This is a genomic window from Pseudomonas sp. D3-27, from assembly GCF_051132165.1.
In the GTDB taxonomy this organism is placed as follows: Bacteria; Pseudomonadota; Gammaproteobacteria; order Pseudomonadales; family Pseudomonadaceae; genus Aquipseudomonas.
Genome location: NZ_CP071667.1, coordinates 1,098,614 through 1,122,485 on the forward strand (window position 1 = coordinate 1,098,614; position 23,872 = coordinate 1,122,485).

19 protein-coding genes are annotated in these 23,872 nt (G+C 59.6%); 12 read left to right on the forward strand and 7 right to left on the reverse strand.

Annotated elements, in window-relative coordinates; genetic code table 11:
- Positions 1-74: 74 nt before the first annotated feature.
- Complete coding sequence (locus J3P92_RS05140; protein ID WP_434609640.1) at positions 75-818, reverse strand: FadR/GntR family transcriptional regulator; 744 nt, start codon at positions 816-818, stop codon at positions 75-77.
- 96 nt (positions 819-914) lie between these two features.
- On the opposite strand from J3P92_RS05140, the gene J3P92_RS05145 reads away from it, so the two are divergent.
- Positions 915-1,628: a FadR/GntR family transcriptional regulator gene (locus J3P92_RS05145; RefSeq protein WP_434650037.1), complete on the forward strand. Its 714-nt coding sequence runs from the start codon at positions 915-917 to the stop codon at positions 1,626-1,628.
- 55 nt (positions 1,629-1,683) lie between these two features.
- Here J3P92_RS05145 and aceE read toward each other — a convergent pair whose 3' ends face one another.
- Complete coding sequence (aceE, locus tag J3P92_RS05150) at positions 1,684-4,353, reverse strand: pyruvate dehydrogenase (acetyl-transferring), homodimeric type (protein ID WP_434650038.1); 2,670 nt, start codon at positions 4,351-4,353, stop codon at positions 1,684-1,686.
- 174 nt (positions 4,354-4,527) lie between these two features.
- On the opposite strand from aceE, the gene J3P92_RS05155 reads away from it, so the two are divergent.
- Positions 4,528-4,980 carry a MarR family winged helix-turn-helix transcriptional regulator gene (locus J3P92_RS05155; RefSeq protein ID WP_420764117.1) on the forward strand — a complete coding sequence of 151 codons (453 nt, stop codon included), beginning with the start codon at positions 4,528-4,530 and terminating at the stop codon, positions 4,978-4,980.
- 11 nt (positions 4,981-4,991) lie between these two features.
- Here the strand turns inward: J3P92_RS05155 and J3P92_RS05160 are convergent, their stop codons facing one another.
- Positions 4,992-5,843 (reverse strand): transketolase-like TK C-terminal-containing protein, encoded by an 852-nt coding sequence (locus J3P92_RS05160; protein ID WP_434650039.1) that lies wholly within the window; start codon positions 5,841-5,843, stop codon positions 4,992-4,994.
- 344 nt (positions 5,844-6,187) lie between these two features.
- Between J3P92_RS05160 and J3P92_RS05165 the strand changes: the two genes are divergently transcribed.
- Complete coding sequence (locus J3P92_RS05165) at positions 6,188-6,826, forward strand: glutathione S-transferase family protein (RefSeq protein ID WP_434628286.1); 639 nt, start codon at positions 6,188-6,190, stop codon at positions 6,824-6,826.
- Between the two features lie 217 nt (positions 6,827-7,043).
- The gene (locus J3P92_RS05170; RefSeq protein ID WP_434609653.1) at positions 7,044-7,772 is read left to right on the forward strand and encodes a helix-turn-helix transcriptional regulator; all 729 of its coding nucleotides are present in this window, start codon (positions 7,044-7,046) and stop codon (positions 7,770-7,772) included.
- Between the two features lie 16 nt (positions 7,773-7,788).
- On the opposite strand, the gene J3P92_RS05175 is transcribed toward J3P92_RS05170, so the two are convergent.
- The gene (locus tag J3P92_RS05175; RefSeq protein ID WP_434609655.1) at positions 7,789-8,424 is read right to left on the reverse strand and encodes an acyl-homoserine-lactone synthase; all 636 of its coding nucleotides are present in this window, start codon (positions 8,422-8,424) and stop codon (positions 7,789-7,791) included.
- A gap of 227 nt (positions 8,425-8,651) precedes the next feature.
- Here J3P92_RS05175 and J3P92_RS05180 point away from each other — a divergent pair, with 227 nt between their 5' ends.
- The 5 genes from J3P92_RS05180 to J3P92_RS05200 are packed head-to-tail and all read left to right on the forward strand — an operon-like array spanning position 8,652 to position 12,205.
- Positions 8,652-9,827, forward strand: a complete 1,176-nt coding sequence (locus tag J3P92_RS05180) for a pyridoxal phosphate-dependent aminotransferase (RefSeq protein ID WP_434609657.1) — start codon at positions 8,652-8,654, stop codon at positions 9,825-9,827.
- Positions 9,820-10,338, forward strand: a complete 519-nt coding sequence (locus J3P92_RS05185) for a DUF6190 family protein (RefSeq protein ID WP_434609660.1) — start codon at positions 9,820-9,822, stop codon at positions 10,336-10,338. The genes J3P92_RS05180 and J3P92_RS05185 overlap by 8 nt, the downstream gene beginning before the upstream one ends.
- On the forward strand, positions 10,328-11,131 hold the full coding sequence (locus J3P92_RS05190; RefSeq protein ID WP_434650040.1) for a dihydrodipicolinate synthase family protein: 804 nt from the start codon (positions 10,328-10,330) through the stop codon (positions 11,129-11,131). The genes J3P92_RS05185 and J3P92_RS05190 overlap by 11 nt, the downstream gene beginning before the upstream one ends.
- On the forward strand, positions 11,128-11,985 hold the full coding sequence (locus J3P92_RS05195; protein ID WP_434650041.1) for an iron-containing redox enzyme family protein: 858 nt from the start codon (positions 11,128-11,130) through the stop codon (positions 11,983-11,985). Before J3P92_RS05190 ends, J3P92_RS05195 begins: the two co-directional genes overlap by 4 nt.
- Positions 11,969-12,205, forward strand: coding sequence for a Rieske (2Fe-2S) protein (locus tag J3P92_RS05200; RefSeq protein ID WP_434628289.1), 237 nt, complete (start codon positions 11,969-11,971; stop codon positions 12,203-12,205). Before J3P92_RS05195 ends, J3P92_RS05200 begins: the two co-directional genes overlap by 17 nt.
- Before the next feature lie 190 nt (positions 12,206-12,395).
- On the opposite strand, the gene J3P92_RS05205 is transcribed toward J3P92_RS05200, so the two are convergent.
- Positions 12,396-12,695, reverse strand: coding sequence for a hypothetical protein (locus J3P92_RS05205; protein ID WP_434650042.1), 300 nt, complete (start codon positions 12,693-12,695; stop codon positions 12,396-12,398).
- Between the two features lie 170 nt (positions 12,696-12,865).
- On the opposite strand from J3P92_RS05205, the gene J3P92_RS05210 reads away from it, so the two are divergent.
- Entirely contained in the window at positions 12,866-13,408 is a 543-nt protein-coding gene (locus J3P92_RS05210) for a DUF4256 domain-containing protein (protein WP_434650043.1), read from the forward strand.
- Between the two features lie 23 nt (positions 13,409-13,431).
- Here the strand turns inward: J3P92_RS05210 and J3P92_RS05215 are convergent, their stop codons facing one another.
- Positions 13,432-14,943, reverse strand: a complete 1,512-nt coding sequence (locus tag J3P92_RS05215) for a DUF6630 family protein (RefSeq protein ID WP_420764120.1) — start codon at positions 14,941-14,943, stop codon at positions 13,432-13,434.
- A gap of 100 nt (positions 14,944-15,043) precedes the next feature.
- Positions 15,044-15,448, reverse strand: coding sequence for a DUF488 domain-containing protein (locus J3P92_RS05220; RefSeq protein WP_434650044.1), 405 nt, complete (start codon positions 15,446-15,448; stop codon positions 15,044-15,046).
- A 281-nt stretch (positions 15,449-15,729) separates the two neighbouring features.
- On the opposite strand from J3P92_RS05220, the gene J3P92_RS05225 reads away from it, so the two are divergent.
- Positions 15,730-21,873: a filamentous hemagglutinin N-terminal domain-containing protein gene (locus tag J3P92_RS05225; protein ID WP_434650045.1), complete on the forward strand. Its 6,144-nt coding sequence runs from the start codon at positions 15,730-15,732 to the stop codon at positions 21,871-21,873.
- A gap of 97 nt (positions 21,874-21,970) precedes the next feature.
- On the forward strand, positions 21,971-23,635 hold the full coding sequence (locus J3P92_RS05230) for a ShlB/FhaC/HecB family hemolysin secretion/activation protein (RefSeq protein WP_420764123.1): 1,665 nt from the start codon (positions 21,971-21,973) through the stop codon (positions 23,633-23,635).
- Positions 23,636-23,872 lie beyond the last annotated feature (237 nt).

The window sequence follows — 23,872 nt, forward strand, 5'->3', positions numbered from 1 at the left end:
GCAGCAGTCCTTCTTTGTGGGCACTTCGCGCCCAAGCGGGAGCAAGCTTCCTTGCCACAGGGGCCTACAAGCATTTAGTCGTTGTAGAACGCCTGGCGTTGTTGGGTTTCACACAGGCGCATGCGGCTGTTGCTCAAATGCAGGTACATGGCCGCCCGCGCCGCATCGACATTGCGACTGGCGATGGCATCGAAGATTTGCTGGTGCTCGGCATTGATCCCCTGCAGGTAGGCGCTGCGATCACTTTGCCCTGAGTAGGCGGAGTTCATCCGGGTGCGCGGGATCAGCTTCGTACCCAGGTGCTTCATGATGTCGATCAGGTAGTAATTGCCGGCCGCCTTGGCGATTTTCAAGTGGAACTGAAAGTCGGCGTTGATGGTGGTGCCGGATTTTTCCGGCCCTTGCAACAACGCATCCAACGCCTGGGCCAGTTCGGCCAGGGCTTCGGGCGTGGCGCGTTCGGCGGCCATGCCGGCGGCCTGCACTTCGAGGCTCAGGCGAAACTCCAGCAAGTTGAGCACGTCGGACAATGTGGCAATCGTCGCTGGCCCGAGGGTAAACCCTTCCGGTGCCGGCATATCCAGAACAAACGTGCCGACGCCATGGCGCGTCTCCACCAACCCCGCCGCCTGCAAACGCGACAATGCCTCGCGCACCACCGAACGGCTGACGCCTTCGGCTTCCATGATGTGCACTTCGGTGGGCAGTTTTTCGCCACATTTCAGGATGCCGTCGCGCATGCGCTGGGCAAAACGGTCGACCAGTGTTTCGGCCAGGCGGCGCGGCTTGTTCAATGGAGATAACGCTTGGTCCGTCATCGGCGTGCTCTAGTGAGATCAGCGGGCATTATAGTGAGTTTTGAGGCAAGGTCGCGGCTATAATGCCGCGATCGTCTGGCTTGATGGATAGGTGCAATGGAGCGTGTCACAACCGATCGACGCCTGAGCATGACTCAGCAACTGGTGGTCGACCTGACGCAGCAGATACTCACGGGCGACCTGCCTGCGGGCAGCAAGTTGCCAACGGAACAGGTGATCATCAAGGAGCGTGGCGTCAGTCGGACTGTTGTCCGTGAAGCCATGTCCCGGCTCCAGGCTGAAGGCTTGGTGGAAACCCGACATGGCATCGGCACGTTTGTGGTGGACACCGCGCGCCCGGGAGATTTCCAGGGCGGCAAACATGTCAAGGGTGGCGCTTATGACGCGCTGGCCGTGATCGAGCTGCGCCTGAGCCTGGAAGTGGAAGCTGCGGGTATCGCTGCGCAACGCGCCACGCCGGATCAGTTGCTAACGATGCGTGAGGCGCTCGATGCGGCGAATGCGCTTGATCCAACGGATGAGGAAAGCGCCCGGGTCGATTTCGAGTTTCATCGGCAGGTCGCCCAGTGCACCGGCAACAGCTTTTTCATCGATGCCATGGCCCATGTGGGCAACACGTTGATCGAGGTAGTGCAACAGGCCGGGCCGTCGGTGACAGGCCAGAACCGGGCACTGGTGGTGCGCGAGCGGGAGCAGATCTACGCGGCGTTGGCGCGGCACGATGCGCAAGCAGCACGGGCTTCGATGCGGTTGCATTTGATCAATATGTTGCAGCGAGTCCGGGGTGTGGTCGAACTGAAGGCGCAATGACCTGCATCACCATCCACTGTGGGAGCGAGCTCGCTCCCACAGGTTGATCGTGGGGTCAAACTTTCGCAGGGTTCTGCTTTTGCGGATCGATCCCATAAAGTGTGATCGCCTCAGCGACTTTTCCCCTTGGGATTTGCCCGTCGTCGGCCAGGGCCTTCAACGCCGCGAGGGCGATGAAGTGACGGTCCACCTCAAAGAATCTGCGCAGCGACTCGCGAGTGTCCGATTGACCGAAACCATCCGTGCCCAGGGCCACGAAGCGGCGCTTGGGTACGAACGGGCGGATCTGGTCGGCGAAAATCTTCATGTAGTCCGTCGCGACCACCACCGGGCCCTGTTTGTCGTGCAGGCAACTTTCCACATAACCGACGCGCGGCGCGTGCTCGGGATGCAGCAGGTTCCAGCGTTCGGCTTCCTGGCCGTCACGGCGCAGTTCGGTCAGGCTGGTCACGCTCCAGACTTCGCTGCTGACAGCAAAATCCTGTTCCAGCAATTGGGCCGCCGCAACGACTTCCTGAAGGATCGAACCGCAACCCATCAGCTGCACATGCTTGCCTTCGACAGGTTTTTCCGACGCCGAGAGGCGGTACATGCCCTTGAGAATGCCTTCCTCGACACCTTCGGGCATCGGTGGGTGGGCGTAGTTTTCGTTCAGTACGGTGATGTAATAGAAGATGTCTTCGTTTTCAGCGTACATCCGCCGCATACCGTCCTGGATGATCACCGCCAGTTCGTAGGCGTAGGTCGGGTCGTAGGATACGCAACACGGGATGGTCGAGGACAGCACGTGACTATGGCCGTCGTCGTGTTGCAGGCCTTCACCCATGAGCGTCGTCCTGCCGGAAGTCGCCCCGAGCAGGAAGCCGCGAGCGCGTGCGTCGCCCGCCGCCCAGGCCAGGTCGCCAACGCGCTGGAAGCCGAACATCGAGTAAAAGATGTAGAACGGCACCGTCATCACGCCATGGGTGCTGTAGGACGTGCTTGCGGCGATCCACGAAGATATCCCGCCGGACTCGTTCAGACCCTCCTGCATGATCTGGCCGTCCCGGGCTTCTTTGTAGTAGCTCAACTGGCCGGCGTCTTGTGGGGTATACAACTGGCCGACATGGGAGTGAATGCCGATCTGGCGGAACAGGCTTTCCATGCCAAAGGTGCGAGATTCGTCCGGCACAATGGGCACGATCAGCTTGCCGATGTTCGGGTCCTTGAGCAGCGTGCCGAGGATGCGCACGAACGCCATGGTGGTGGAAATCGCCCGTTCGCCCGTGCCTTTGAGCTGTGTATCCAGCGCTGATAAGGGTGGCACCTGCAATGGCGCCACGGCGTTGAAACGCGCCGGGATATAGCCGCCCAACTGGGTCCGCCTGGCTTGCAGGTAGAGGGCTTCGACGCTGTCCGTGGCGGGTTTGAGATAAGGCATGTCACCCAACTGGTCGTCGGTGAGCGCCAGTGCGAACCGGTCACGGAACGCCTTGACCGCCTCGTCGCCCATTTTCTTGAGTTGATGATTGATGTTCTGGCCTTCACCCGCTTCGCCCATGCCGAAGCCTTTCACGGTCTTGGCCAGAATGACTGTCGGCCCGCCAGTGTGGCGCATGGCAGCGGCATAGGCGTTGTAGACTTTTTCTGGATCGTGGCCACCGCGAGACAACTTCCAGATGTCGTCGTCGCTCAGGTCGCTGACCAGCTCCAGCAACTGGGGATACTTGCCGAAGAAGTGTTCACGCACATAGGCGCCGTTCTGGGATTTGTAGTTCTGGTAGTCGCCGTCAACGCATTCCATCATCCGTTGGCGCAGCAGGCCGCTCTTGTCCTTTTCCAGCAGGGCATCCCAGCCGCTGCCCCAGATCACCTTGATGACATTCCAGCCGGCCGCCCGGTACAGGCTTTCGAATTCCTGGATCACCTTGCTGTTGCCACGCACCGGACCGTCCAGGCGTTGCAGGTTGCAGTTGACGACAAAAATGATGTTGTCGAGCTTCTCCCGGCCCGCCAGGGAAATGGCCGCCAGCGATTCCGGCTGATCCATTTCACCGTCACCGAGAAACGCCCAGACTTTGCGGCCTTGGTGTTCTTTCAGGCCACGATCTTCAAGGTAGCGCATGAACCGGGCCTGATACGCGGCGGTGATCGGTCCGAGCCCCATGGAGACCGTTGGAAACTGCCAGAAGTCTGGCATCAGCCGTGGATGCGGATAGGACGAAACACCGTCGCGGTCAGTCTCGCGGCGGAAGTTGTCCAGCTGCTCTTCGCTCAGGCGACCTTCCAGATAGGCGCGTCCATAGATGCCGGGTGAAGAATGGCCTTGGATGTACACCATGTCGCCAGCGAATTGCTCGGTGCGGCCACGGAAAAAATGCTCGAAGCCGACGTCATACAAAACGGCCGCCGATGCATAGGACGCGATGTGCCCGCCCACGTTTGAATGTTTGCCGGCGCGCAGCACCATGGCCAGTGCATTCCAACGGATATAGGCGTTGATCCGGCGCTCGACGGCCAGGTCGCCAGGATAGGGCTGCTGGCGGTCGACCGGGATCGTATTGACGTAGGGGGTCGTCACTCGGCCGTAGAAATCGCCGTGGCGGTTGGCGTCGAAATCAAGCATCTGGTCGATCAGGTAGTGAGCGCGAGGGCGCCCTTCGACGCTTGCCACCGACTCAATGGATTCGAGCCATTCGCGAGTCTCTTGTGGATCCTCGTCGAGAAACATGGATTGTTGTGCCATCGTTGTCGTCTCCTGGACAGTGCTGCAGCACCGAGTCGTTTGGTGCCTGACTAAGGGGCGTGGGTGGACGCCAACCTTCTGGAATTTTGTAGTTGCATTTGCAACTACGAGCGAGAACTTATCCTGCCACGCGCTACAATTGCAACTAAATCGATCTCATCAAAAAGGTGCTGCATGTCTTCAAACGAGCCGGACACCTGGTTCAGATTCGTCCGGGCCCACCGCTGCCTGATCCGCGAAATAGAGCGTCGCCTGGCGGCTGAGGGGCTGCCTGCCTATGCTTGGTACGACGCGTTATGGGGCTTGGAAAGTGGCCCTGACGGCGCGCGGCGGATGAGCGAATTGGCCGATGTCATGGCCATCGAACGCTACAATCTCACGCGCCTGGTCGACCGCCTGGAGGCTGAGGGCCTGGTCACCCGCAGCCGCGCCAGCGACGACGGTCGAGGCGCGTACGCGGCCATCACCGAGAGCGGGAAAGCGCTGCGCAAGAAGATGTGGAAGGTCTATGAAGGCGCGGTGGACGAATTGTTCCTGTCGCAGTTCGATGACGACCAGCAACGAGTCTTCAGCGAAGCATTGGAACGTGCGGCCAAAGCGGCGCGCTCCAGTGGGCGAGCGGGATGAGCGATGTGTGGTCATTGCAACAGGTATTGGCTCATCGCCTGCTCGACCAACGCTCGGTCGATAAGCCCATCCTGAGCCAGGGCCTGCAACGACGACACCACGATCCAGTGTTTATCCACCGCTGCGCAAGCGGCACCGATAGAGTCGGCGCCGAGGGCCACGAACCGTGAGCCGATGTGGCTGCCGATCTGCTCGGCGACGTGCTGCGCGTAACCCGTCACCGCGACGACCGGACTGTCCGAGGGGCCCAGGCAGTCGAGCAGATGCGACGATCGTCTTGGCATCCCGGGGTGCATGCGATTCCAACGCTGTGCCTTGTGCGCGTCACGGGCCAAGCGGGTATAGCTGGGGCAGCTCCACAATTCGCTCGCGATGCCCCAGTGGTCGCTCAACATTTGCCCCGCGCTCACCACCGATTGCAACGCCAACCCCGCGCCCAACAAGCGAACCCGAGGGGCGCCAACATTGGTCTCGATTTCGGTCAGCTTGTACATTCCCTTGAGCGCCTGGCTCGCGCTGGCATTGCCGATTGGGGCCAGGAAATCATTGGGCTCATCGTGAAGCGCCATGTAATAAAAACCATCGTTGCCCTCCACGTAAAGGCTCTCCAGAGCGGCCAGGGCAATGGCATGCGCTTCGGCGCCGCTGGCTGGGTCGAATGGCAGGCATTGCGGATTGGCCACCAGCCAGAGCGGCACCCAGGGATGAGCCCCCTTGGGCCAGCGCGAGGGCAGGGTTTCTATGTCGTTGCACAGTATTCCGCGGTTTGCCGATTCGTTTGACAGCGCGCAAAGTTCGGCCGATGTCGCTGAACTGGTCAGGTACAACAGCGGTTTCTCGCTCGCGCGGGCGGCAGGGCTCATGCGCAACGGCCAAGCACTGATGCGGGTGTGATGGCTTTCGGCTTGAGGCTGTATGTTGGCTCGAATCACCCAGATGTTCCGAGCTGTTCCCGGATCTCTTTCGAGGCGGTTGGCAATATCGATCATGGTGTAGAGCGGCGAGCAAAACCCACCTGCGTGCTGATCGGCAAGCGTTCGAATCTTATCGATACAGGCCTGTGCGGCGAGGCGGGTCTCAGGCGTTTTACTGAAGCTGGAAAAGCCGATCATTCCACAATCTCCGTGCGTTCCGTCGTGCTTGCACCTTACTGCACGGATTAATATGATTGCAAATGCAATTAAATTGATACGAAATGGAGTTCCTCATGAGCGCTGCTGTTCCGATCACGCTGTATACGGCCGATACGCCTAACGGACAAAAAATCAGTATTTTCCTGAAGGAGGCAGGGATTGCTTGCGAAATTGTGAAACTCAACCTCTCGGAAGGCCGACAACACTCGCCGGAATTCCTGGCCATCAATCCGAACGGGAAAATCCCCGCCATCGTTGATCACCAAGCGGGCGTTTCGGTTTTTGAATCCGCCGCCATCCTGGATTACCTGTCGCACAAGCATGGTTTTTTGCAACCCGATGCGTCTACCGAACGGCTCGCGGTCCAACAATGGCTGTTCTTCCAGGTCGGGGCCATTGGTCCAATGTTGGGCCAACTGTGGTGGTTCCTGCATGGCAGCACTACACGCAACGAGGAAGCTATAACACGTTATCGCAGAGAGGCCCTGCGCCTTTATGGGGTGGTGGATAAGCAGTTGGCCGAGCGCAGTTACCTGGCGTGCGAGCAATATTCCATTGCCGATATCGCGGCGTTTCCCTGGTTGCGCACCTACGAAGAGTTGGACCTGAATATCACGGCGTTCCCCCATGTGCTGCGCTGGTTGAAAACGATTGAGTCCCGTCCTGCCGTGCAAGCCGGGCTCGCCGAATCCCGGGATATGCCGGTAAGTTGATACACGTTCCATACAGACTCTAAACTGGAGCGAGCCGCCTGATCCGCAAGAGAAGGACGGCTTACCCCAACGGAGGCGAGTCTTGCTTCAATTCGGTCGTCGAGTATGTAGTGGTCATTTGGCTTTACTACGAATTGAGACTTGGATTGAATGCTTTTTTCATCATTCTGCAGCAAGGATCTACTCAAGCAACGAAACCATAAAAAAGGGAGTTTTTATGAGCAATCAAGCTTTGAGAGGGCGGCGCTTCATCAATACCGGGTCTGAATTGGATGAAAGACTCAAGAATACATTCGAGAAGTGCCTGCGGCCGTTGGAAGGTTGTCATTATGCTTACTTTGTCATGTACAAGGGGCGTGAAGTAAAACCGAGGATTTTCTCAAATTATCCGAAACGCTGGCTCGACGTGTATAGGGCTGAGAATTTCCACCTTATCGATCCGGTCATTAAACATGGCATGAAATGCATAGCGCCGTTCTTTTGGCATGAAGCGCTTGAATCCAAGACGTCAGGTCAAGGGCAGGCGGTTTTTGCATCGTCGGAAAAATACCGGATATCGGACGGCTTCACTTTCAACCTGCACGATGCCAATGGCTTGTTTGCTGCACTGAGTATCAGCAATACCGAGCGTCGTCAGGATTTCGAGCAGACCATGACGCGCAGGGCGGCAGAAATCCAGATGACGCTCGTTCAGTTTCAAAGCAGGTTGACTGATTGTTTTTCGTTGAGCGAATTATTCCCGGAGTTGACCGAAGCCGGGCTGTCGGACAGGGAGCTTGGGGTCCTGAAATGGGTCGTCATGGGTAAGGCTTACAGCGAAATCGCCGCTATCCATGCCATCTCCGTGCGCACCGTTAAATTCCATATGGCGAACATCGTGGACAAGCTCTGCGTCTGCAACGCCAAGCAAGCGGTCTACAAGGCTGTCAGCATGGGGCTGGTCTGAACCGACAGCAGGTGCCCTAGCAGGGCAACCCTTGTTTGCAAGCCTGCGCCACGCCGCGGCGCTGCTTCGACTCGATGGTTTGCCTGAGGCTCCGGTCGTTTTCGGGGCGCACTGGCATGTTGAGCAGCAACACCTTTTCGCCGGGTGAAGCTTCGCCAGTATCCAGAACTTCGTAGTGCCAACCCGCCCGCAGAACGATGCGAGACATGGCTTGGCTGACCACCGTTATGATCGAACCCAGGCCCTGCCGGGCGGCATGTTCGTGCATGGCCAACAGCAACATTTCGGTAAGCGGTAGTTGGTTCAAACCCATGGCGCGAGAACGGGTTTTATCCACAAAGAAACGACTGGATTCGGCCATCGAATTGTGTTTTGGAACTTCGCACTTGAAGAAGTTTCGGAATGGACCTTCGACCATGTAAGGGTTCAGCGTATTGATCAGGCGCAAACTAGCCAGCGCTTGCCCCGCACACAGACCGACGAGATAGGTTGCATTGGCATTGTCATATTCGTCAATTTCCCTTCCGTGCTGAATCGTGACGCGCCAGTCAAGCCGGTCCGCAAAAACTTCTTTTCTCAAACCGTACAGGTCACTCAATAGCTCTTCTGAGGCATCGGAATAATTGATGGCATGAAAGCTGACGTTGTCCATGTCCTGCAATGCCCTTGGGTATTTATGCTGAATTATCGTGCGCGCCGAGCATGGCGGCATGAACCAGGAAAAGCAACTGTACCTAGATACAGGAATGCAAATGCCAAGCTGCACCCAAGTACAGTTGTTCGACAATGAAACAATGCTAACTATAGATCAGGGTTTATCTACGGCGCCGTGAGCCGGCCAGCGAGATGAACATACTCAGTACCTATAGGAATAATAATATGAGCGTCTTGACCCGCCTGGATGATAAAGAAGATATCACCCAACATGAAATTTCTGCCTTGAAAACACGCTTCAATCTCGCCGACGCCCATACGCATCAGGACCAAAGCGTCACCCAGCGAGAGATTGTCAGCCGTCTGCCCGAACTCTGGTATCGCGCCCAAGGCCAGAGCCAATATCAGAGCGAGCAGGAATTTATCCAGGCGTTCTTCACGTTCCATGGTCAAGAGCATGCGCTCAAGCGACATGATGAAATCTATCTGGTCTACGCGGCCTCCATTGCGATGCACATCACCGCGACCTATCTGCGCAAACGCAACATGAGCGTGGGTTTGATCGAACCTTGTTTCGACAACTTGCATGACCTGCTCAAGCACATGGAAGTGCCGTTGACTCCACTGGACGAAGCCCTTTTGCAGTCGTCTACGAGTGTCTATGCAAAGCTTCAAGCCGCGGCGGCAAACGTCGATGCGATTTTCCTGGTGGATCCCAACAACCCGACCGGTACCAGCATGTTTGCCGACGGCGCCGACACCTTTGTCGAAGTGGCGCGTTACTGCAAGGATCACCGCAAGTTGTTGATTCTGGATTTTTGCTTCGCCGCGTTTTTCAAAGCTTCAGGGGGTAGCCGCCTCGATGCCTATGCCATTTTGGATGACATCGGTACCGAGTACATCATCATGGAAGACACAGGAAAAACCTGGCCGCTGCAAGACACCAAGTGCGCGACGATCATGTCCAGCCGGGCCATCAACGCTGACATCTACAGCATCGTCACCAGCGTATTGCTGAACGTGTCGCCCTTTATTCTGAATGTCGTGACTCAATACATTCGAGACAGCAACGCTGACGATTTCGAGTCGGTACGTTCGGTACTCGATGTAAACCGCGCGGCCGCCCGAGAACATTTGCACGGCAGTTTCCTGAGTTATTTGACGCCGGCGGTTGAGACCAGTGTTGCCTGGTTCGAAATCCTGCGTGATGGCGTGTCGGCCGATGACTTGCAGGCGTACCTGATGGCCTATGAGGTGTACGTCCTGCCTGGCAAATATTTCTATTGGAGCCAACCGCAGGCAGGGCAGAAATACATCCGCCTGGCATTGGCGCGCAAGCCTGAGGAGTTCGAACAGGCGGTCAGGACCATCGCCCTGGCACTGGAGAACTATCATGGCTGAAGCCTCCATTGCGGTTATGGACGCCACTGTGTTCATGGGTATGCATCATCGCGACCCTGAGGTAAGGGCGCAATCGCTGGGGTTTTTCAGCGCTTTTTATTCACGTCAGGTGCTGATGAGTTTTGGCCAGATTGGCATATGCGATGCCATTATCTGGAAGAAGAGCCGACACCTGCAGGACGTCTATTACCCGTTCATGGACGTACTTCATACGGACATGAACATCCAGCGCCAGGGCTATAGCAATAAAGTCTTGAAGCGCGCCTGCCTGGAGCCCGACTGGGCGCACTTGAGTGTGGAAAAGAAGATGCTGGTCGCCCATGTGGTCGAGCATCAACAACCGTTCTACACCCATGACGATTCGCTTCGCGATCTGACGTTGCTCAAGCCCTACCTGAAGACGTTTCCCATGGCGTCCTCGCAGTCCGTGTTTCCTGAAAAGCTACAGGGCCTGTACGAGCAGTCGTTGCAGATGACCATCGGACAAGAGGACTTCCAGCATGTCGACTAAGCACATCTACGTACCGTTGATCACGCCTCTTGATGATCAGTCGCGCGTCTGCGAAGCGAGCGTGCGTCGCTTGCTTCATTGTTCACGGCCGTTTGTCGATGGATACATTCCTTGCCTGACTTCCGGCGAGGGCTGGCGGCTGGGTCGGCGGGAGTGGCAGCGCATGCTGGAGCTGACGCTGGCCCACGCACAGGACAAGGCGGTAATAGCCGGTATAGAACGCGCGACGACGGCTGAAGTCGTCGAGTACGCATTGTTGGCGCAAAAGCTTGGGGCCCAGGCGGTCATGTTCACATCGCCTTTTGCTTCAGGCACAAGCCAACAAGACATGATCGAGCATTACCGGGCGGTCCATGATGCGACGTCGCTGGATATCTTCATTTATAACGAGTCAGCGTTATCCGGTAACGAGAAAAGCTTCGAGACCTTGTTCTCGATCGCCCAACTACCGAGAGTCATCGGTATCAAGGACTCACCCTCCCAGCCGCGTGTGCAAAGCGAGATCGAGCGCCTGCGCAACGAGGGGCTCGATTACCTCATTGGCTGGGAAATGCTGCTTGCGCGGGAGCTCGAGTCCGACGGTAATGTGGTGTCCTTGGCCAATCTGGAACCCGGAGTCTGTCGACTGGCAATTGGCGCCCGGCAAACTTCAATCGGTGAACTAGTGGAAGAGCTCAATGAGCGCTTTGAACTAGGCGCCGACGATTGGTACGCCCAGGTCAAGAAAGAACTCAAGGCCCGCGGCATCATCAGCACTGACCGTGTGTTCGCAGAGCAGGAGGCCATGGCATGAGCGACTTGCAGAAAGAACTATTCCTGGCGAATCGGTCATGCATCAAACAGCTCAAACCGTTGGAAAACCATATCCTGGCTTTCGAGCGTGAGTGGATCGAGTCGACTATCCAGAAGACGCGAACCGCCAACCCACCGACCAACCTCGCTGCATTGCGCAAGCAACTGGCTGAACTGGTGGAAATGGAGCGCAGCGTGATCCCGCCCAGCGCAGCCTATGTAAGCGAGCATATGAGCCTCGACGAGTTCAGGATCCTGGTGCAGGAGTTCGCGTTGGATGGTTTGACCGAGGCACAAGTGTTTTATCACCTTATGCCCCGGCTCAGCCTGGCGGCGCAGATGCCGATGTTGCGCATGATGATCGACGAGTTCGGGTCCGGTAACCTGAAGCGCTCCCATACGACGCTGTACATTGATCTGCTTAATGAGTTGGGAATGCCTACCGACCTGGACTTCTACATCGACGTTAACGCCCCGGCTGGTTTCTCGTTTCCCAACATGTTCTGTTGGTTGACGATGAGGGCGGATGATCCGTCGTATTTCGCGGGGGTGATTACTTACTTCGAAACCGTCGTACCGTTCTTTTTTGAATGCTACACGTCCATCTGCTCGCGTTTGCAGATCAAGGCCCATACCTACTATTCCGAGCATGTTCACATCGATGTCTTCCATGCGATTGAAGGCCAGCGCCTGCTCAAGGCAATGGACGTGGCGAGGGACCTGGATCCTGTCAAAGCGTGGAAAGGCATCTGCATGGGACGGGACATCACCAACGCCGCCTTCGATGCCGCTGTCGAAAAGGCGAGGCGGCAGAAGTACTTCGATAAGGAGCGCATGTGTGAGCGAGCCATCTGAATTCTATCGCCCAGGCACGTTCGCCATCGTCATTGACGACCAGCACTTTGAAGTGCCGCACACATGCCCGCATCGCGCTGGATGGCTGGAACATGGAGTGATCAATGAGCAGCGGAAAAGCATCACCTGCCCGTTGCACTTTTCGGTGTTCAGCCTGGAAACGGGCGAGCAATTAAGTGGGCCGCCTTGCGGGCGTCTTGAGGTGAAGCGCGTGAGTTAGCGCGAACCTTGACGATGCGGTATTACAGTGAGCCGGCGCGTCCTTTGAGGATGCGGCGGTCTCACTCACTCAATGCCTCGCCCGTTATCTTCTCAAGGACGAAGACGCTGGCCGGACCGCCCGCGCCGCGTAGCGCCCAGGTGAGGCGCTGACCGGGTGTCCTTTCCACGGGCTCACCAGCAGCGGGTGTTCATTCGCAATAGATGTGCTTCACTTTTCTTTTTTTGTCGATCACCACAGTGAGGCGAGATTTATCCGGATGCTTGGCCCGTTCCGAGTGGGTGATCCGCACGCGCTTCACATCCAGTTTTTCCTTGTACTGGGCTTTGGACAAGGCTTTTTGAGCTATACCTCCAGGTTCCAGAATCATCGCCAGCCCGACTTTCTGAATATTGCAGTCCTCGGTCGCCAGCGCCGGGAAACAGGTGCCGGCCAATGTAATAGGCAGGATAAGTGGGAGCGCTCTGATGCAGCTTATCGTTGTATTCACCCTAGGCTCCTGCTCGCGAACCTGTAGCAGGTTAAGAGCCAACGCCGCTGCGCAACTACTGTCAGAGTCGACAGTAGCCAATATCAAATTGAAATATCGAAGCTGTGACTTGCTGCATATCGTATTAAGCGCTCCATGCACAACCCATCGGCACCCAAGGACCTCGCGCCATGAAAGAACAACAACAAACCTTGCTGCAAACCCTGCGGGCCCGTTTTGAACAGAACCCCGACCGCCATCCAAACATCCCATGGGCCGACGTCCAGACGCGGCTCGACAACAACCCCAGCGCCCTTGAAACGCTCCAAGCCATGGAAGCCACCGGCGGCGAGCCCGACGTGATTGGCCTGGACGCGAAGACAGGCTCTATCACCTTTTGCGATTGCGTAAAGGAAAGCCCGACCGGCCGCCGCAGCCTCTGCTACGACCGTGCGGCCCTGGATGCGCGCAAGGAGAACAAACCCAAAGGCAGTGCCCTGGAATTGGCCGAAGCGATGGGCGTGAGCCTGTTGACCGAAGAGCAATACCGGGCATTACAAGCGCTGGGTGAGTTTGATGCCAAGACGTCCAGTTGGTTGGCAACACCTTCGGAAATCCGGGCGCTGGGTGGGGCGTTGTTTGGCGATTTTCGTTATGGCCGGGTGTTCGTTTACCACAATGGGGTGCAGTCGTATTACGCGGCGCGTGGGTTTCGTGGGGTGCTGCAGGTTTAAGACAAACCCGTGGCGAAATCGCCTCACTGAAAAGTCAGAACCTCACATCCTTTGGCCTCAAGGATCTGCGCGAAGCCCGGCAACCGCGCCACAAAATCCGTCTCGAACGCCAGATACCGTTCCTGCGCCGGCACGTAACGAATCTCAGGCTTGACGCGCGGGATATCCTTGGTCGAGAGCTTCACTACCTCATTGCTGCGTTGATTCCAAAACCATGCCAGGGTCTGGGTGCCGAAGGTGTTGGCGCGATAACGCCACACCCACCAATCACCATGCCCACGGGACACATGAAGCTGTCCATGGAACGTGCGCAGCGTGATCACCTGCTTGGGCTGGGTGACCAGCAGGCGGGTGTCCTGGCGCAGCTCGCTGCCGAAGCCGTCCAACGTCGCCTTCGCCTTGGCACCGGTGATGAAATTGAAGCGCCACGCCAACAGCACCGTCTCTTGATAACCCGAGTGCTCGACGTTCGGCCGCGCGCCTTCGCTGAACAGCAAAATCTCGTCACCGCCCAGGTACGCGGTCGATGCGCGCAGCTTATAAGCCTCGGCGGGCATTGGCTTGGCGGCGACGGCCTGGTGCGGCGGGTCCTGGTTCCAGACCCAGCAGCGCTTGCCGTTGTGTTGCATGAACAGCAATCGGCGCGGGCCGACGGGCAGGATGGTCAGCTCATCCGAGTCCTCGAAAATCACCTCGCTGCTGTCCGCCGTGGTCCGCCAGATCCTCGTCAGGTGCTTGGGCTCGTAAATGCGCTGGCGCTCGAAAATCGTGTCGTCTGCCACAACGCAGGGTTCTTCGAATGCCTGCCACTCCTGGCCGGCAGGTCCGAAGTCCTCGATGGTATCGCCCCGGCGAATCTCATATTTGAACCGATCATCCGCGCTGTAATCGCCGCGTTTGACCTGGCGTCGCCACAGGCTGCGCTGGGCGTTGGCGTCGATCAGCCGCAGGTCCCCGCCATCCACCTCATCGGTGCGTTGTTCGAGCATGTCCAGCTCGACAGGCGGCCACTGGTTGTAGTCGATCAAAAAGCACAACCACCGGTCTTCGTCCTGCTCGGTGATGGCAGCCCAGCCATTGCGGTAGTTGTATTCATGCACGTGAGTGGGGCCGGGGTAGTCATGGACTTCCTGCAGCCAGTTCACCTTGCCGCGCTTGGTCTTGGCCGGTTTGTGTTCGGTCACCATGGGCTTGGGCGGCTCGATCAATCTCGGCGTGAATCTGGGTTCGCCACGTGGGCTTTGCCAATGCTGGGCAAACGCCTCGCGTTGGTCGGAGGGGAAAATAACCGGCCGATAATCATCGCCGCCGGCGTCCAGGTTCCACAGGTCGTAACCCTGGTGCGACAACAGCGCCGCCAGCGCCTCGAAGCAGACCTCGGGCATCTCGTTGGAAAGCTCATCCAATAACGTCTCGAACCCCGGGCCCGCAAACACCCCGATGTCGGGGTAGTAATGCTGCAGCAGCCCAAGCAAGTCGCTGCCGGGTGTTTTCCAATCGATATGAACCAACGGATCAAAGGGCGATGGCGTCACGGCTGTCCTCCCGGTGAATTCTCTGCGCCGATCTTAGGCAAATCGATAACCCGTGGCGAGGGCGCAAGGTCCCTCGCCACGGTGTTACAGCAAGCCCCTTTCAAAGCTCTGGAAACTCATCCAGATAACACACCGGTGAGCTCGACTCCGTGCGTTTCTCCACCTCATCCTCCAACCACTGCGCCAGCACCACCGCGTTATTTTCATCCGTCGATTTGGCCGCATACACCAGGGTAAGCCTTCCATCCCGCGCAAGGTCCACCAGCTTCCACCAATGCTCCGGCCGCGCCGCCAATTCCTTGCGATACGCCTCGCGGAACTGCTCGAACGAAACCGCGCCCGCCTTGAACGCCTTGCGCAATGGGTGGGAAGGCCCGAGCTGCGGCAGCCACTCGGCGATCGCCAAGGCATCCTTGGGGCAGTTACGCGGCCACAAGCGGTCGACCAGCACCCGCACGCCATCCTCGGCGGTAGCGGTTTCGTAGGCGCGTTTGCATCGGATCATCAGGGCCCGCCTGTGGAAACTGGACCGACTGAGCATAGGTCGCCGACGAGGAGGTGACCAGCGAGCCACCCATCGGAAAATTGGAATTCCATCCCCTCATTCAAAAGCCATGGGCGCTCAAGCAAAGGCACTGCCCCCAGCGCGGCGGACATGATGGGCGCAGCACTGTGGGATTTTTCGAGCCGCAATCCGCCCCGGATTCGGTTTCTCCGTTTGATTTGTCGACAGGAACCGTCGGGTCGTCTTGGCGTGACCCGCTGTATCAGGAATGAGTGAACACAATGAATAGAAGTTACCGAGTCGTCTGGAATGTCGTGATGGGCGCATGGCAGGTGGCATCCGAGTTGGTCAAAAGCCAGGGCAAGGACAAAAGCCGTCAATCCCTCAACCTCAGGCTGAGCCTCGTCATGGGCGTGGGCGGCAGTGTATTCGCCTCGTTTGCCACGGCGGGGCCTTTGCCGTCCGGCGGCAATATCGTGGCGGGTAACGGCAGCATCCACCAGGGCGGCACGGGCATGGTCATTCATCAGGGCAGCGACAAGCTTGCGATTGACTGGCAGAGCTTCTCCATCGGCAAGGGCAACACCGTCCAGTTCGTCCAGCCTGGCGCGAATTCTGTCGCATTGAACCGGGTATTAGGCTCGGATGTGTCGGTGATCCAGGGCGCGCTGAAAGCCAACGGCCAGGTGTTCCTTGTCAACCCCAACGGCGTATTGTTCACCCCCGGCGCGCAAGTGGATGTGGGCGGTCTGGTGGCCTCCACGCTTAATCTATCCACCGAAGATTTCCTTGCCGGCAATTACCGTTTCAGTGGCGACAGCGCCGCGTCGGTGGTCAACCAGGGCAACATCAACGCAGCGCAAGGCGGCACTGTTGCCCTGATCGCTGCGAAAATCGTCAACGAAGGCAACATCACCGCGCACAAGGGCAACGTGCTGCTGGGCGCCGGCAGCGTCGTGACGCTCGACTTGGGTGGGCCGGTGCAGTTGGAAGTCCAGGAAGGCGCGTTGCAGGCGTTGATTGAAAACGGCGGTGCCATTCGTGCCGATGCCGGGAAAATCCTGCTGACCGCCCGTGCGGCGGAAACCCTGGCGAGCACCGTCATCAACAACACCGGCCTGATCGAAGCCCGTTCCCTGGATGTCGGTGAAAACGGCGTGGTCACGTTGATGGGCGACCGGGGCGACGTACAAGTCGCCGGGCGCATCGATGTGTCTTCCGACACCGCCAAGGGCGGCAAGATCGTCGTGACCGGGGATCGCGTGGCCATCAACGGCGGCGCTGCGCTCGACGCCACCGGCGCCAAGGGCGGCGGCGAGATTTACGTGGGCGGAAGCTGGCAAGGCAAGGACGCTTCGATCAAGCAGGCCAGCCAGACCACTATCGCCGCTGGCGCCGTGCTCGATGCATCGGCCACCGATAACGGCAAAGGCGGCACCGTGGTGGCCTGGTCGGATGTGAAGAAGCCTGGCAGCGTGACGCGCGTGGACGGCACCTTGAAAGCCACCGGCGGCGCCAAGGGCGGTGACGGCGGCAAGATCGAAACCAGCGGCGCCAAGCTGGCGGTGAGCAAAGCCGCCGATGCCTCGGCCAAAAACGGCAAGGGCGGCTTGTGGTTGCTCGATCCGGACAGCGTCACGGTGGGACCGGGCAACGGCGGGTTGACGGGCGGCGCCAACGGGACAGAGGCCACGGTCGGTTTCAACGCGATCGATACGGCCCTGGCCGGCGGCACCGATGTGGCGATCAAAGCCGACAACAGCATCCACTGGAACGGCGACTACACCCCGACGAACATCAGCGGCGATCGGACGCTGACCTTGCAGTCCGGGCACAACGACGTCGGCACGGGCCGCTACGTCTTCGGCAATATCTTCCTCAACGGTGACATCGACGCCAGCGGCGCGGGCAATGGCAACAGTTTGGCGTTGATCTTCAATGGCAAGATGGCGCTCAACACCGACGTCAGCCTGAAGAGCAACGGCGGCAACATCGTGTTTGCCGGCGTGGTGGATTCCGATGCGGTGGCCAACAAGCGCGAGCTGCGCGTGGACGCAGGTTCAGGCTCGATCATCTTCAGCGACATGGTGGGCGGTAACAGCGCCCTGGGCGCCCTGTACGCGACCACCAGTGGCGCCGGCAAGACGTATATCAACGGTGCAAAAGTCTTCACCAGCGGCGAGCAGGTCTACAACGGTGCGGTTGAGATGGGCACCTCGCAGTTCCTGAACGCCGACTTCGAAAACGGCCTGGTCGGCTGGAAGACCTCCATCGACCAGTTCTTCACTGGTGTGACCGTGGTGGAGGGCGTGGTATCTCCCGATGACCCGACGCTGCCAACCACATCGCCGACCAATGGCAACCCGCCGAGCGTTTCGCCTGGCGACCAGGGCGACATGAACTACAAGCCCCTCACACCGGTCGTCGCGGCTGGCCAGGGCCAGGACGGTGGCGCTGCGCTGCTGCTGGGCACCGAGAACAACTCCAACTGCCAGAACGCACCCGCCGGTTGCATCATGCGCGGTCCGTCGGTGGTGAGCGAGGGCACGGTCTCCCTGGCGGCGGGGGAAGCGGTCAGTTTCGATTACAAACCGGTTGCGGGCGGCGATACCTATGATGTCTTCGGCTATCTGTTGAACGTCAACACCGGTGAATACCAGATCATCCTGAACGAAACGGGGAACGGCACGGGCGCGGTGGATTGGAAAAGCCATACGGCGACCGCTGACAAGGCCGGCACGTACAAATTCGTGTTCGTTTCGGGCAGTTTCGACCAGACCGCCGGCAAGCAGGTTGGCGGCTCGCTGTACGTCGACAACATCAAGACCAACACCTCTGGCAGCAAGGGCCTGCAAGGCAGTTCGATTACGTTCAACGGCAGCCTCAACGGCACCGACAACAACCTGGCCATCAAGGCCGACGATATCAACTTCAACGGCGGCGCCGGCAGCGTTACCGGCAATGGCTCCATTGCCCTTGAAACCAACACCCCGAGCAAAAACATTGCCGTGGGCGGCAGCACCGGCGACGCCGCCGGTTCGTTGGAACTGACCGGCACCGACATCAGCGCCCTGGGCGACGGGTTCACTTCCGTCAAGATCGGTGGCGCGGACATGACCGGTGACATCAGCATCATCGAAGCCACCCGCATCAACGACAACCTTATCCTCGATGCCGGCACCGGCGATATCCACATCAATGACCAGTTGACCGTGGCGGACGCACCGGGCACCGGCAACGACGACAACAAACCGGCTCCGGTCCTGGCATTGCAAAGCAATGGCGGCAAGATCGACCAGACCGCTGGCGGCGCCATTGTCGCCGATGGCCTGGTGTTGCTGGGTGACGGCGCCGTCCATGACCTGGACAACGCCGCCAACGACGTCGACACGATTGCCAGCGACACCGGCACCGTCAGCTTTGCCGATGTCGATGACCTGACCGTCGGCGTCGTCACCGTTCCTGACAGCCAGACCCCGGCGAACCCGCAAGGTGTGCCGGTGGCCGGCATGACTCAGACCGGCGACCTGAACCTTATCGCCGACACGCTCACGGTCGGCCAGGCATTGGCGACCCAGGGCAATACGAGCCTGACCGCCGACGAAATCGATCTCGCCGCGAGCGTTGCCGGTGGCGGCAGTCTCACCTTGCAGCAGAAAACCCCAGGCCTGGATATCCACGTGGGCGGCAGTGATGACCCAGAGGTGACCGGGCCAAACGATCCGCTGGTGCTGTCCGACGCTGACCTGGCCAACATCCAGGACGGTTTCGACAAGGTCGTCATCGGCAATGACAAGACCCGCAACATCACCGTCGACGATGAAGGCGCGACGCTCATGGACGACCTGGCGTTGGTCGCCAACGGTGTCCTGAACCTGCTGGGCGATCTGACCCTCCAGGATCCCGAAGGCACCGACGAAGACGGCACGACCGGCAAAGGCCTGACCCTCACCGTCGACGCCGGCAAAGGGGCGACCCAGGCAACGGGGGCGACCATTACCGCAGACGAATTGGCCCTGCGCGGCGAAGGCGATTTCGACCTGGGCAAGGGGAATGACGTGGGCGTGATCGCCGCCGATGTCGGCAGCTTGAAATTCGCCGGCAACGGCAACCTGACGGTTGGCGTCGTGGACGGCACCGTTGGGATTACCTCCGACGAAGCGGTCACCCTGAAAACCGACCACGACCTGTCGCTGGTAAAAGGCATCACCATCGAAAACGGCCCACGGGATGACGCCGGCCAGGGTCAAACCCGCGCCGACGACATCATCACCCTGGAAGTGGCGGGCAACACCACTCAGGCCGGTGACGCCGGGGCCAAGCTCGATGCCAGCGGCCTGGTGCTGCTGGGCGGCAACTACGGCCTGGGCAACAGCGGTAACGTGATCGGCGATATCGCCAGCGATGCGGGCAAGGTCCAGTTCAACAACAACGGGAACCTCAAAGTGGGCTCGCTTACCGCGACCCATGCCGATGGCACGCAAACGACCGTCACCGGTGTGAACAACACTGGCGACGTCAGCATCGCCACCGACGGTGATCTGGCGATCAACGAAGCGCTGGCCACCAGCGGCAACGTGTTCCTCAACGTCGATGGCAAGACCACCCAGGATGCCAACGGCAACATCACCGCTGACGGCCTGGCGCTCAATGGCGGCGACTTCGAGTTGCGCAACAACGGCAACGTGGTGGGCGACATTGCCAGCGAGGCGGGCAAGGTCGCGTTCAACAACACTGGCAATTTGAAGGTCGGCACGCTGACTGAAACCGACGGTAACGGCAACGTGGTCAAGACGACCACCGGCGTGAACAACACCGGCGACGTGAGCATCGGCACCGACGGCGATCTGGCGATCAACGAAGAACTGGTCACCAGCGGCAACGTGTTCCTGAACGTCGATGGCAAGACCACCCAAGATGCCAACGGCAACATCACCGCGGACGGCCTGGCGCTCAACGGCGGCGACTTCGAGTTGCGCAACAACGGCAACGTGGTGGGCGACATCGCCAGCGAGGCGGGCAAGGTCGCGTTCAACAACACTGGCAACCTGAAGGTCGGCACGCTGACTGAAACCGACGGCAACGGCAACGTGGTCAAGACGACCACCGGCGTGAACAACACCGGCGACGTCAGCATCGGCACCGACGGCGATCTGGCGATCAACGAAGCGCTGGCCACCAACGGCAACGTGTTCCTCAACGTCGATGGCAAGACCACCCAAGATGCCAACGGCACCATCACCGCCGATGGCCTGGCGCTCAAGGGCGGCGATTTTGACCTGCGCAATGCCAGCAACTGGGTCGGCGATATCGCCAGCCGGGCGAAGGACGTCAACTTCGTCAACCGCACGGACGTCACCGTCGGCAGGCTGACCGAGACGGCGCTTGACGGCACCCAGCTGGATCAGATCGTTGGCATCGGCAACACCGGCAAAGTCCAGGTTGTAACGACCACCGGTAATATCACCCTGACCGAGAACGTCAGCACCACCAGCAATGCCGCTGATGCGATCGTGCTCAACGCCGGTCAATCCGCTTCGGCGGGCGTGGCCTCGGGCGGTGACGTGAAAGCCAACGCGGGCGTGACGGTGTCCACCGGCGCGGGTGGCCGGGCGGTGATCTACACCGGCAGCCTCGCCGGCAGCACCGGCGTGGTGGATGTGGTGGGCAGTGGCAGCGGCAACTTCCGCTACAACAGCGACGAGCAGCAGAGCAATTTCGGTCGGGCGCTGGGTGACACCGGGGTTCATGCCGTATACCGCGAGCAACCGACGCTGGTGGTGTCCACGAACGGTACGACCACCCAGACCAAACCATTCGACGGCCAAACCACGTTCAACGGTGGCGGTGCAGCCGGTTTCGACGTCAACGGCCTGCAGAACGGTGACACCAAACAGATGCTCGGCCAGCCGGAGTATTCGATAGGAAACCCAGACCCCGGCACCCACCAGATCAATATCGGTGGGCTGGCTGACCTCGGTTACCTGATCGTCAGCGACCCGGCCAATGCCAACCTCACGGTGACGCAGTCCATCGATATCAGCGCCATCCAGCAGAGCGTCGCCGATGCAACGCGCATCGTCGTGCAAGTGACTTCGCCCCATGCGCCGGAGCTCAATCCGGTCCAGCCGAAACCGACTGATTGGTCCGACGTCGGGGTCGAGGACGGCGGCCTGCTGCTGGTGGATCAGAGCGGCGCGCCGGCAAACGCCAATGGCGGCAACGCTGCGGGCGACGCCCTGGCCCAAGGCGACGGCGATTCGGCTGCCCAGGCCCAGGACGCCGACAGCGAGCGGGAACTGGCCGGGACTGTCTGCGCCGACGGCGGTGTATCGGGTGGGGCCGCCTGTGCGGCCTACCCGCCACAGACTGTTTTCGTCGTGCGCGGCGGTGTGCGCTTGCCGAGCCTGGCCATGCGTCCCTGACCCCTGACACTCACTTTTCCCTTTGAAGGAGCCCCTTGGCCGCGTCCCCGGACGCGGTCATGGGCTCAGGCAACCCGCTTTATTCGAGACATATTCAATGCATAACAAATTGATGTATTGCGCCGCTGGTCTGGCGCTGTTGTCCACTTCCCCGGCCTGGGCGGCGACCCTACCGGCACGCCCAATCCCTGACGCGGGGCGCATCCTGCAAGAACTGCCGATTCCTCAACAGGAACTGCCGCAAAGCATTCGCCTGGACGTCGAGGCGCCGCAACCGGCGCAGGAAAAAGTCGGCGGCGCCAAGGTCCAGCTCAATGCCGTGCGTTTCACCGACAATACCCGTATCGACGAGGCCAGCCTGCAACGCGTCGTCGCGCCGGCCATTGGCAAGTCCCTTGATCTGGACGAGCTGCGGGAAATCGCCCGGCAGGTCACGCTTTACTACCGTGAGCACGGTTACCCGTTTGCACGTGCCTACCTGCCGGCTCAGCGCATGGCCAACGGCGAGCTGACCATCGCGGTGATCGAAGGGCGTTATGGCAAAGTCACTGCCGTCAACGACGATGCAAAACTGGCCGCGCAGGCGCAGCCCTTCCTGGACGACTTGCAGCCGGGCGACGTGATCGAGCGTGACCGCCTGGAGCGCAGCATTCTGGTGCTGTCCGACCTGCCGGGCGTGGCGGTTCGTCCGGTCATCCGCCCGGGTGACGAGCTCGGTACGGGCGACCTCGATGCCCAGGTGAGCAAAACCAAGGCCTTCGAAGGCAAGGCCACGCTGGACAACCACGGCAACCGGTATTCGGGGCGCAATCGCCTGACGGTACAAGGCGACTGGAACAGCCCGATGATGCTGGGCGACCGGCTGAGCGCCGCCGTGATGGCCACGGATGAGGAGCTGTATTTCGGCAGCCTCGGCTACTCGATGCCATTGGGAACCTCTGGCCTGCGCGGCAACGTGGGCTACGCCAAGAGCTCCTATGACCTGGGCGCTGAATTCGCCGACCTGGGTGCGACCGGTACCGCCGAAGTCAGCAGCGTCGGCTTGAGTTATCCGCTCGTACGCAGCAATCAGGCGAACCTCATGTTGGCCGGGCAGTACCAGCACAAGGATCTAGAAGATAAGTACGAAGTACTGGGCCTGAGCTTTGAAAAAAGCAGCGACTCGCTGCCCATCAGCCTGCAGTTCGATGTAAGGGACACCTTGCTCGGCGGCGGCATCACCTACGGCGGCGCGACGCTGACCTACGGTGACCTGAAACTCGATTCCGCCCTGCGCGAGGGCGACCGTCAGACCGCCCAGACCGAAGGTCAATTCAGCAAGGTGAACGTCGACCTTGCCCGCCTGCAAGCGCTGCCCGCCAACTTCACGCTGTTCGCCCGGTTCCTCGGCCAATGGAGCCAGGACAACCTCGATTCGTCCGAAGATTTCAGCCTCGGTGGCATCGATGGGGTGCGGGCTTATCCACAAAGCGAAGCCTCGGGCGACGAAGGCATGCTGACCCAGATCGAGCTTCGCTACCCCATCGACAAGCTGACGCCTTACCTGTTCTGGGACGCCGGCAAAGTGCGCATCAACCACGACGAGTGGGCTGATGAGGAAAACACCCGCAGCATCTCCGGCGGCGGTGTGGGTTTGCGCGCTCAGTACGGCCCGCTCTCGTTCGACGCAACGGTCGCCTGGCGTCACTCCGGCGGTGAAGCGCAAAGCGACACGCGTCAGGAAAACCCACAACTGCTGGCCCAGATTGGTTACCAGTTCTAACCAAACGCCGCTGATTCAAGGTACTCAACAAACCCGTGGCGAGGGAGCTTGCTCCCGCTGGGCTGCGCAGCAGGCCCTGCAGTTCGGCACAGTTAGTCGACCATATCTCGTTTGTGGCGAGGGGATTTATCCCCTCGCCACATGTCTATGCCCCCCAACTACATCCCGCCCCGAACGGCATGACCGTTTATCGTCTGTTGAAAATTTGATAGCTTCAGTTCTCGCCCGCCCTGCCGT

Excerpts from the sequence above, each read along its gene's own strand:
- J3P92_RS05140 (WP_434609640.1), bottom strand. The coding sequence starts at position 818 with ATGACGGACCAAGCGTTATCTCCATTGAACAAGCCGCGCCGCCTGGCC.
- J3P92_RS05145 (WP_434650037.1), top strand. The coding sequence starts at position 915 with ATGGAGCGTGTCACAACCGATCGACGCCTGAGCATGACTCAGCAACTG.
- aceE (WP_434650038.1), bottom strand. The coding sequence starts at position 4,353 with ATGGCACAACAATCCATGTTTCTCGACGAGGATCCACAAGAGACTCGC.
- J3P92_RS05155 (WP_420764117.1), top strand. The coding sequence starts at position 4,528 with ATGTCTTCAAACGAGCCGGACACCTGGTTCAGATTCGTCCGGGCCCAC.
- J3P92_RS05160 (WP_434650039.1), bottom strand. The coding sequence starts at position 5,843 with ATGAGCCCTGCCGCCCGCGCGAGCGAGAAACCGCTGTTGTACCTGACC.
- J3P92_RS05165 (WP_434628286.1), top strand. The coding sequence starts at position 6,188 with ATGAGCGCTGCTGTTCCGATCACGCTGTATACGGCCGATACGCCTAAC.
- J3P92_RS05170 (WP_434609653.1), top strand. The coding sequence starts at position 7,044 with ATGAGCAATCAAGCTTTGAGAGGGCGGCGCTTCATCAATACCGGGTCT.
- J3P92_RS05175 (WP_434609655.1), bottom strand. The coding sequence starts at position 8,424 with ATGGACAACGTCAGCTTTCATGCCATCAATTATTCCGATGCCTCAGAA.
- J3P92_RS05180 (WP_434609657.1), top strand. The coding sequence starts at position 8,652 with ATGAGCGTCTTGACCCGCCTGGATGATAAAGAAGATATCACCCAACAT.
- J3P92_RS05185 (WP_434609660.1), top strand. The coding sequence starts at position 9,820 with ATGGCTGAAGCCTCCATTGCGGTTATGGACGCCACTGTGTTCATGGGT.
- J3P92_RS05190 (WP_434650040.1), top strand. The coding sequence starts at position 10,328 with ATGTCGACTAAGCACATCTACGTACCGTTGATCACGCCTCTTGATGAT.
- J3P92_RS05195 (WP_434650041.1), top strand. The coding sequence starts at position 11,128 with ATGAGCGACTTGCAGAAAGAACTATTCCTGGCGAATCGGTCATGCATC.
- J3P92_RS05210 (WP_434650043.1), top strand. The coding sequence starts at position 12,866 with ATGAAAGAACAACAACAAACCTTGCTGCAAACCCTGCGGGCCCGTTTT.
- J3P92_RS05220 (WP_434650044.1), bottom strand. The coding sequence starts at position 15,448 with ATGATCCGATGCAAACGCGCCTACGAAACCGCTACCGCCGAGGATGGC.
- J3P92_RS05225 (WP_434650045.1), top strand. The coding sequence starts at position 15,730 with ATGAATAGAAGTTACCGAGTCGTCTGGAATGTCGTGATGGGCGCATGG.
- J3P92_RS05230 (WP_420764123.1), top strand. The coding sequence starts at position 21,971 with ATGCATAACAAATTGATGTATTGCGCCGCTGGTCTGGCGCTGTTGTCC.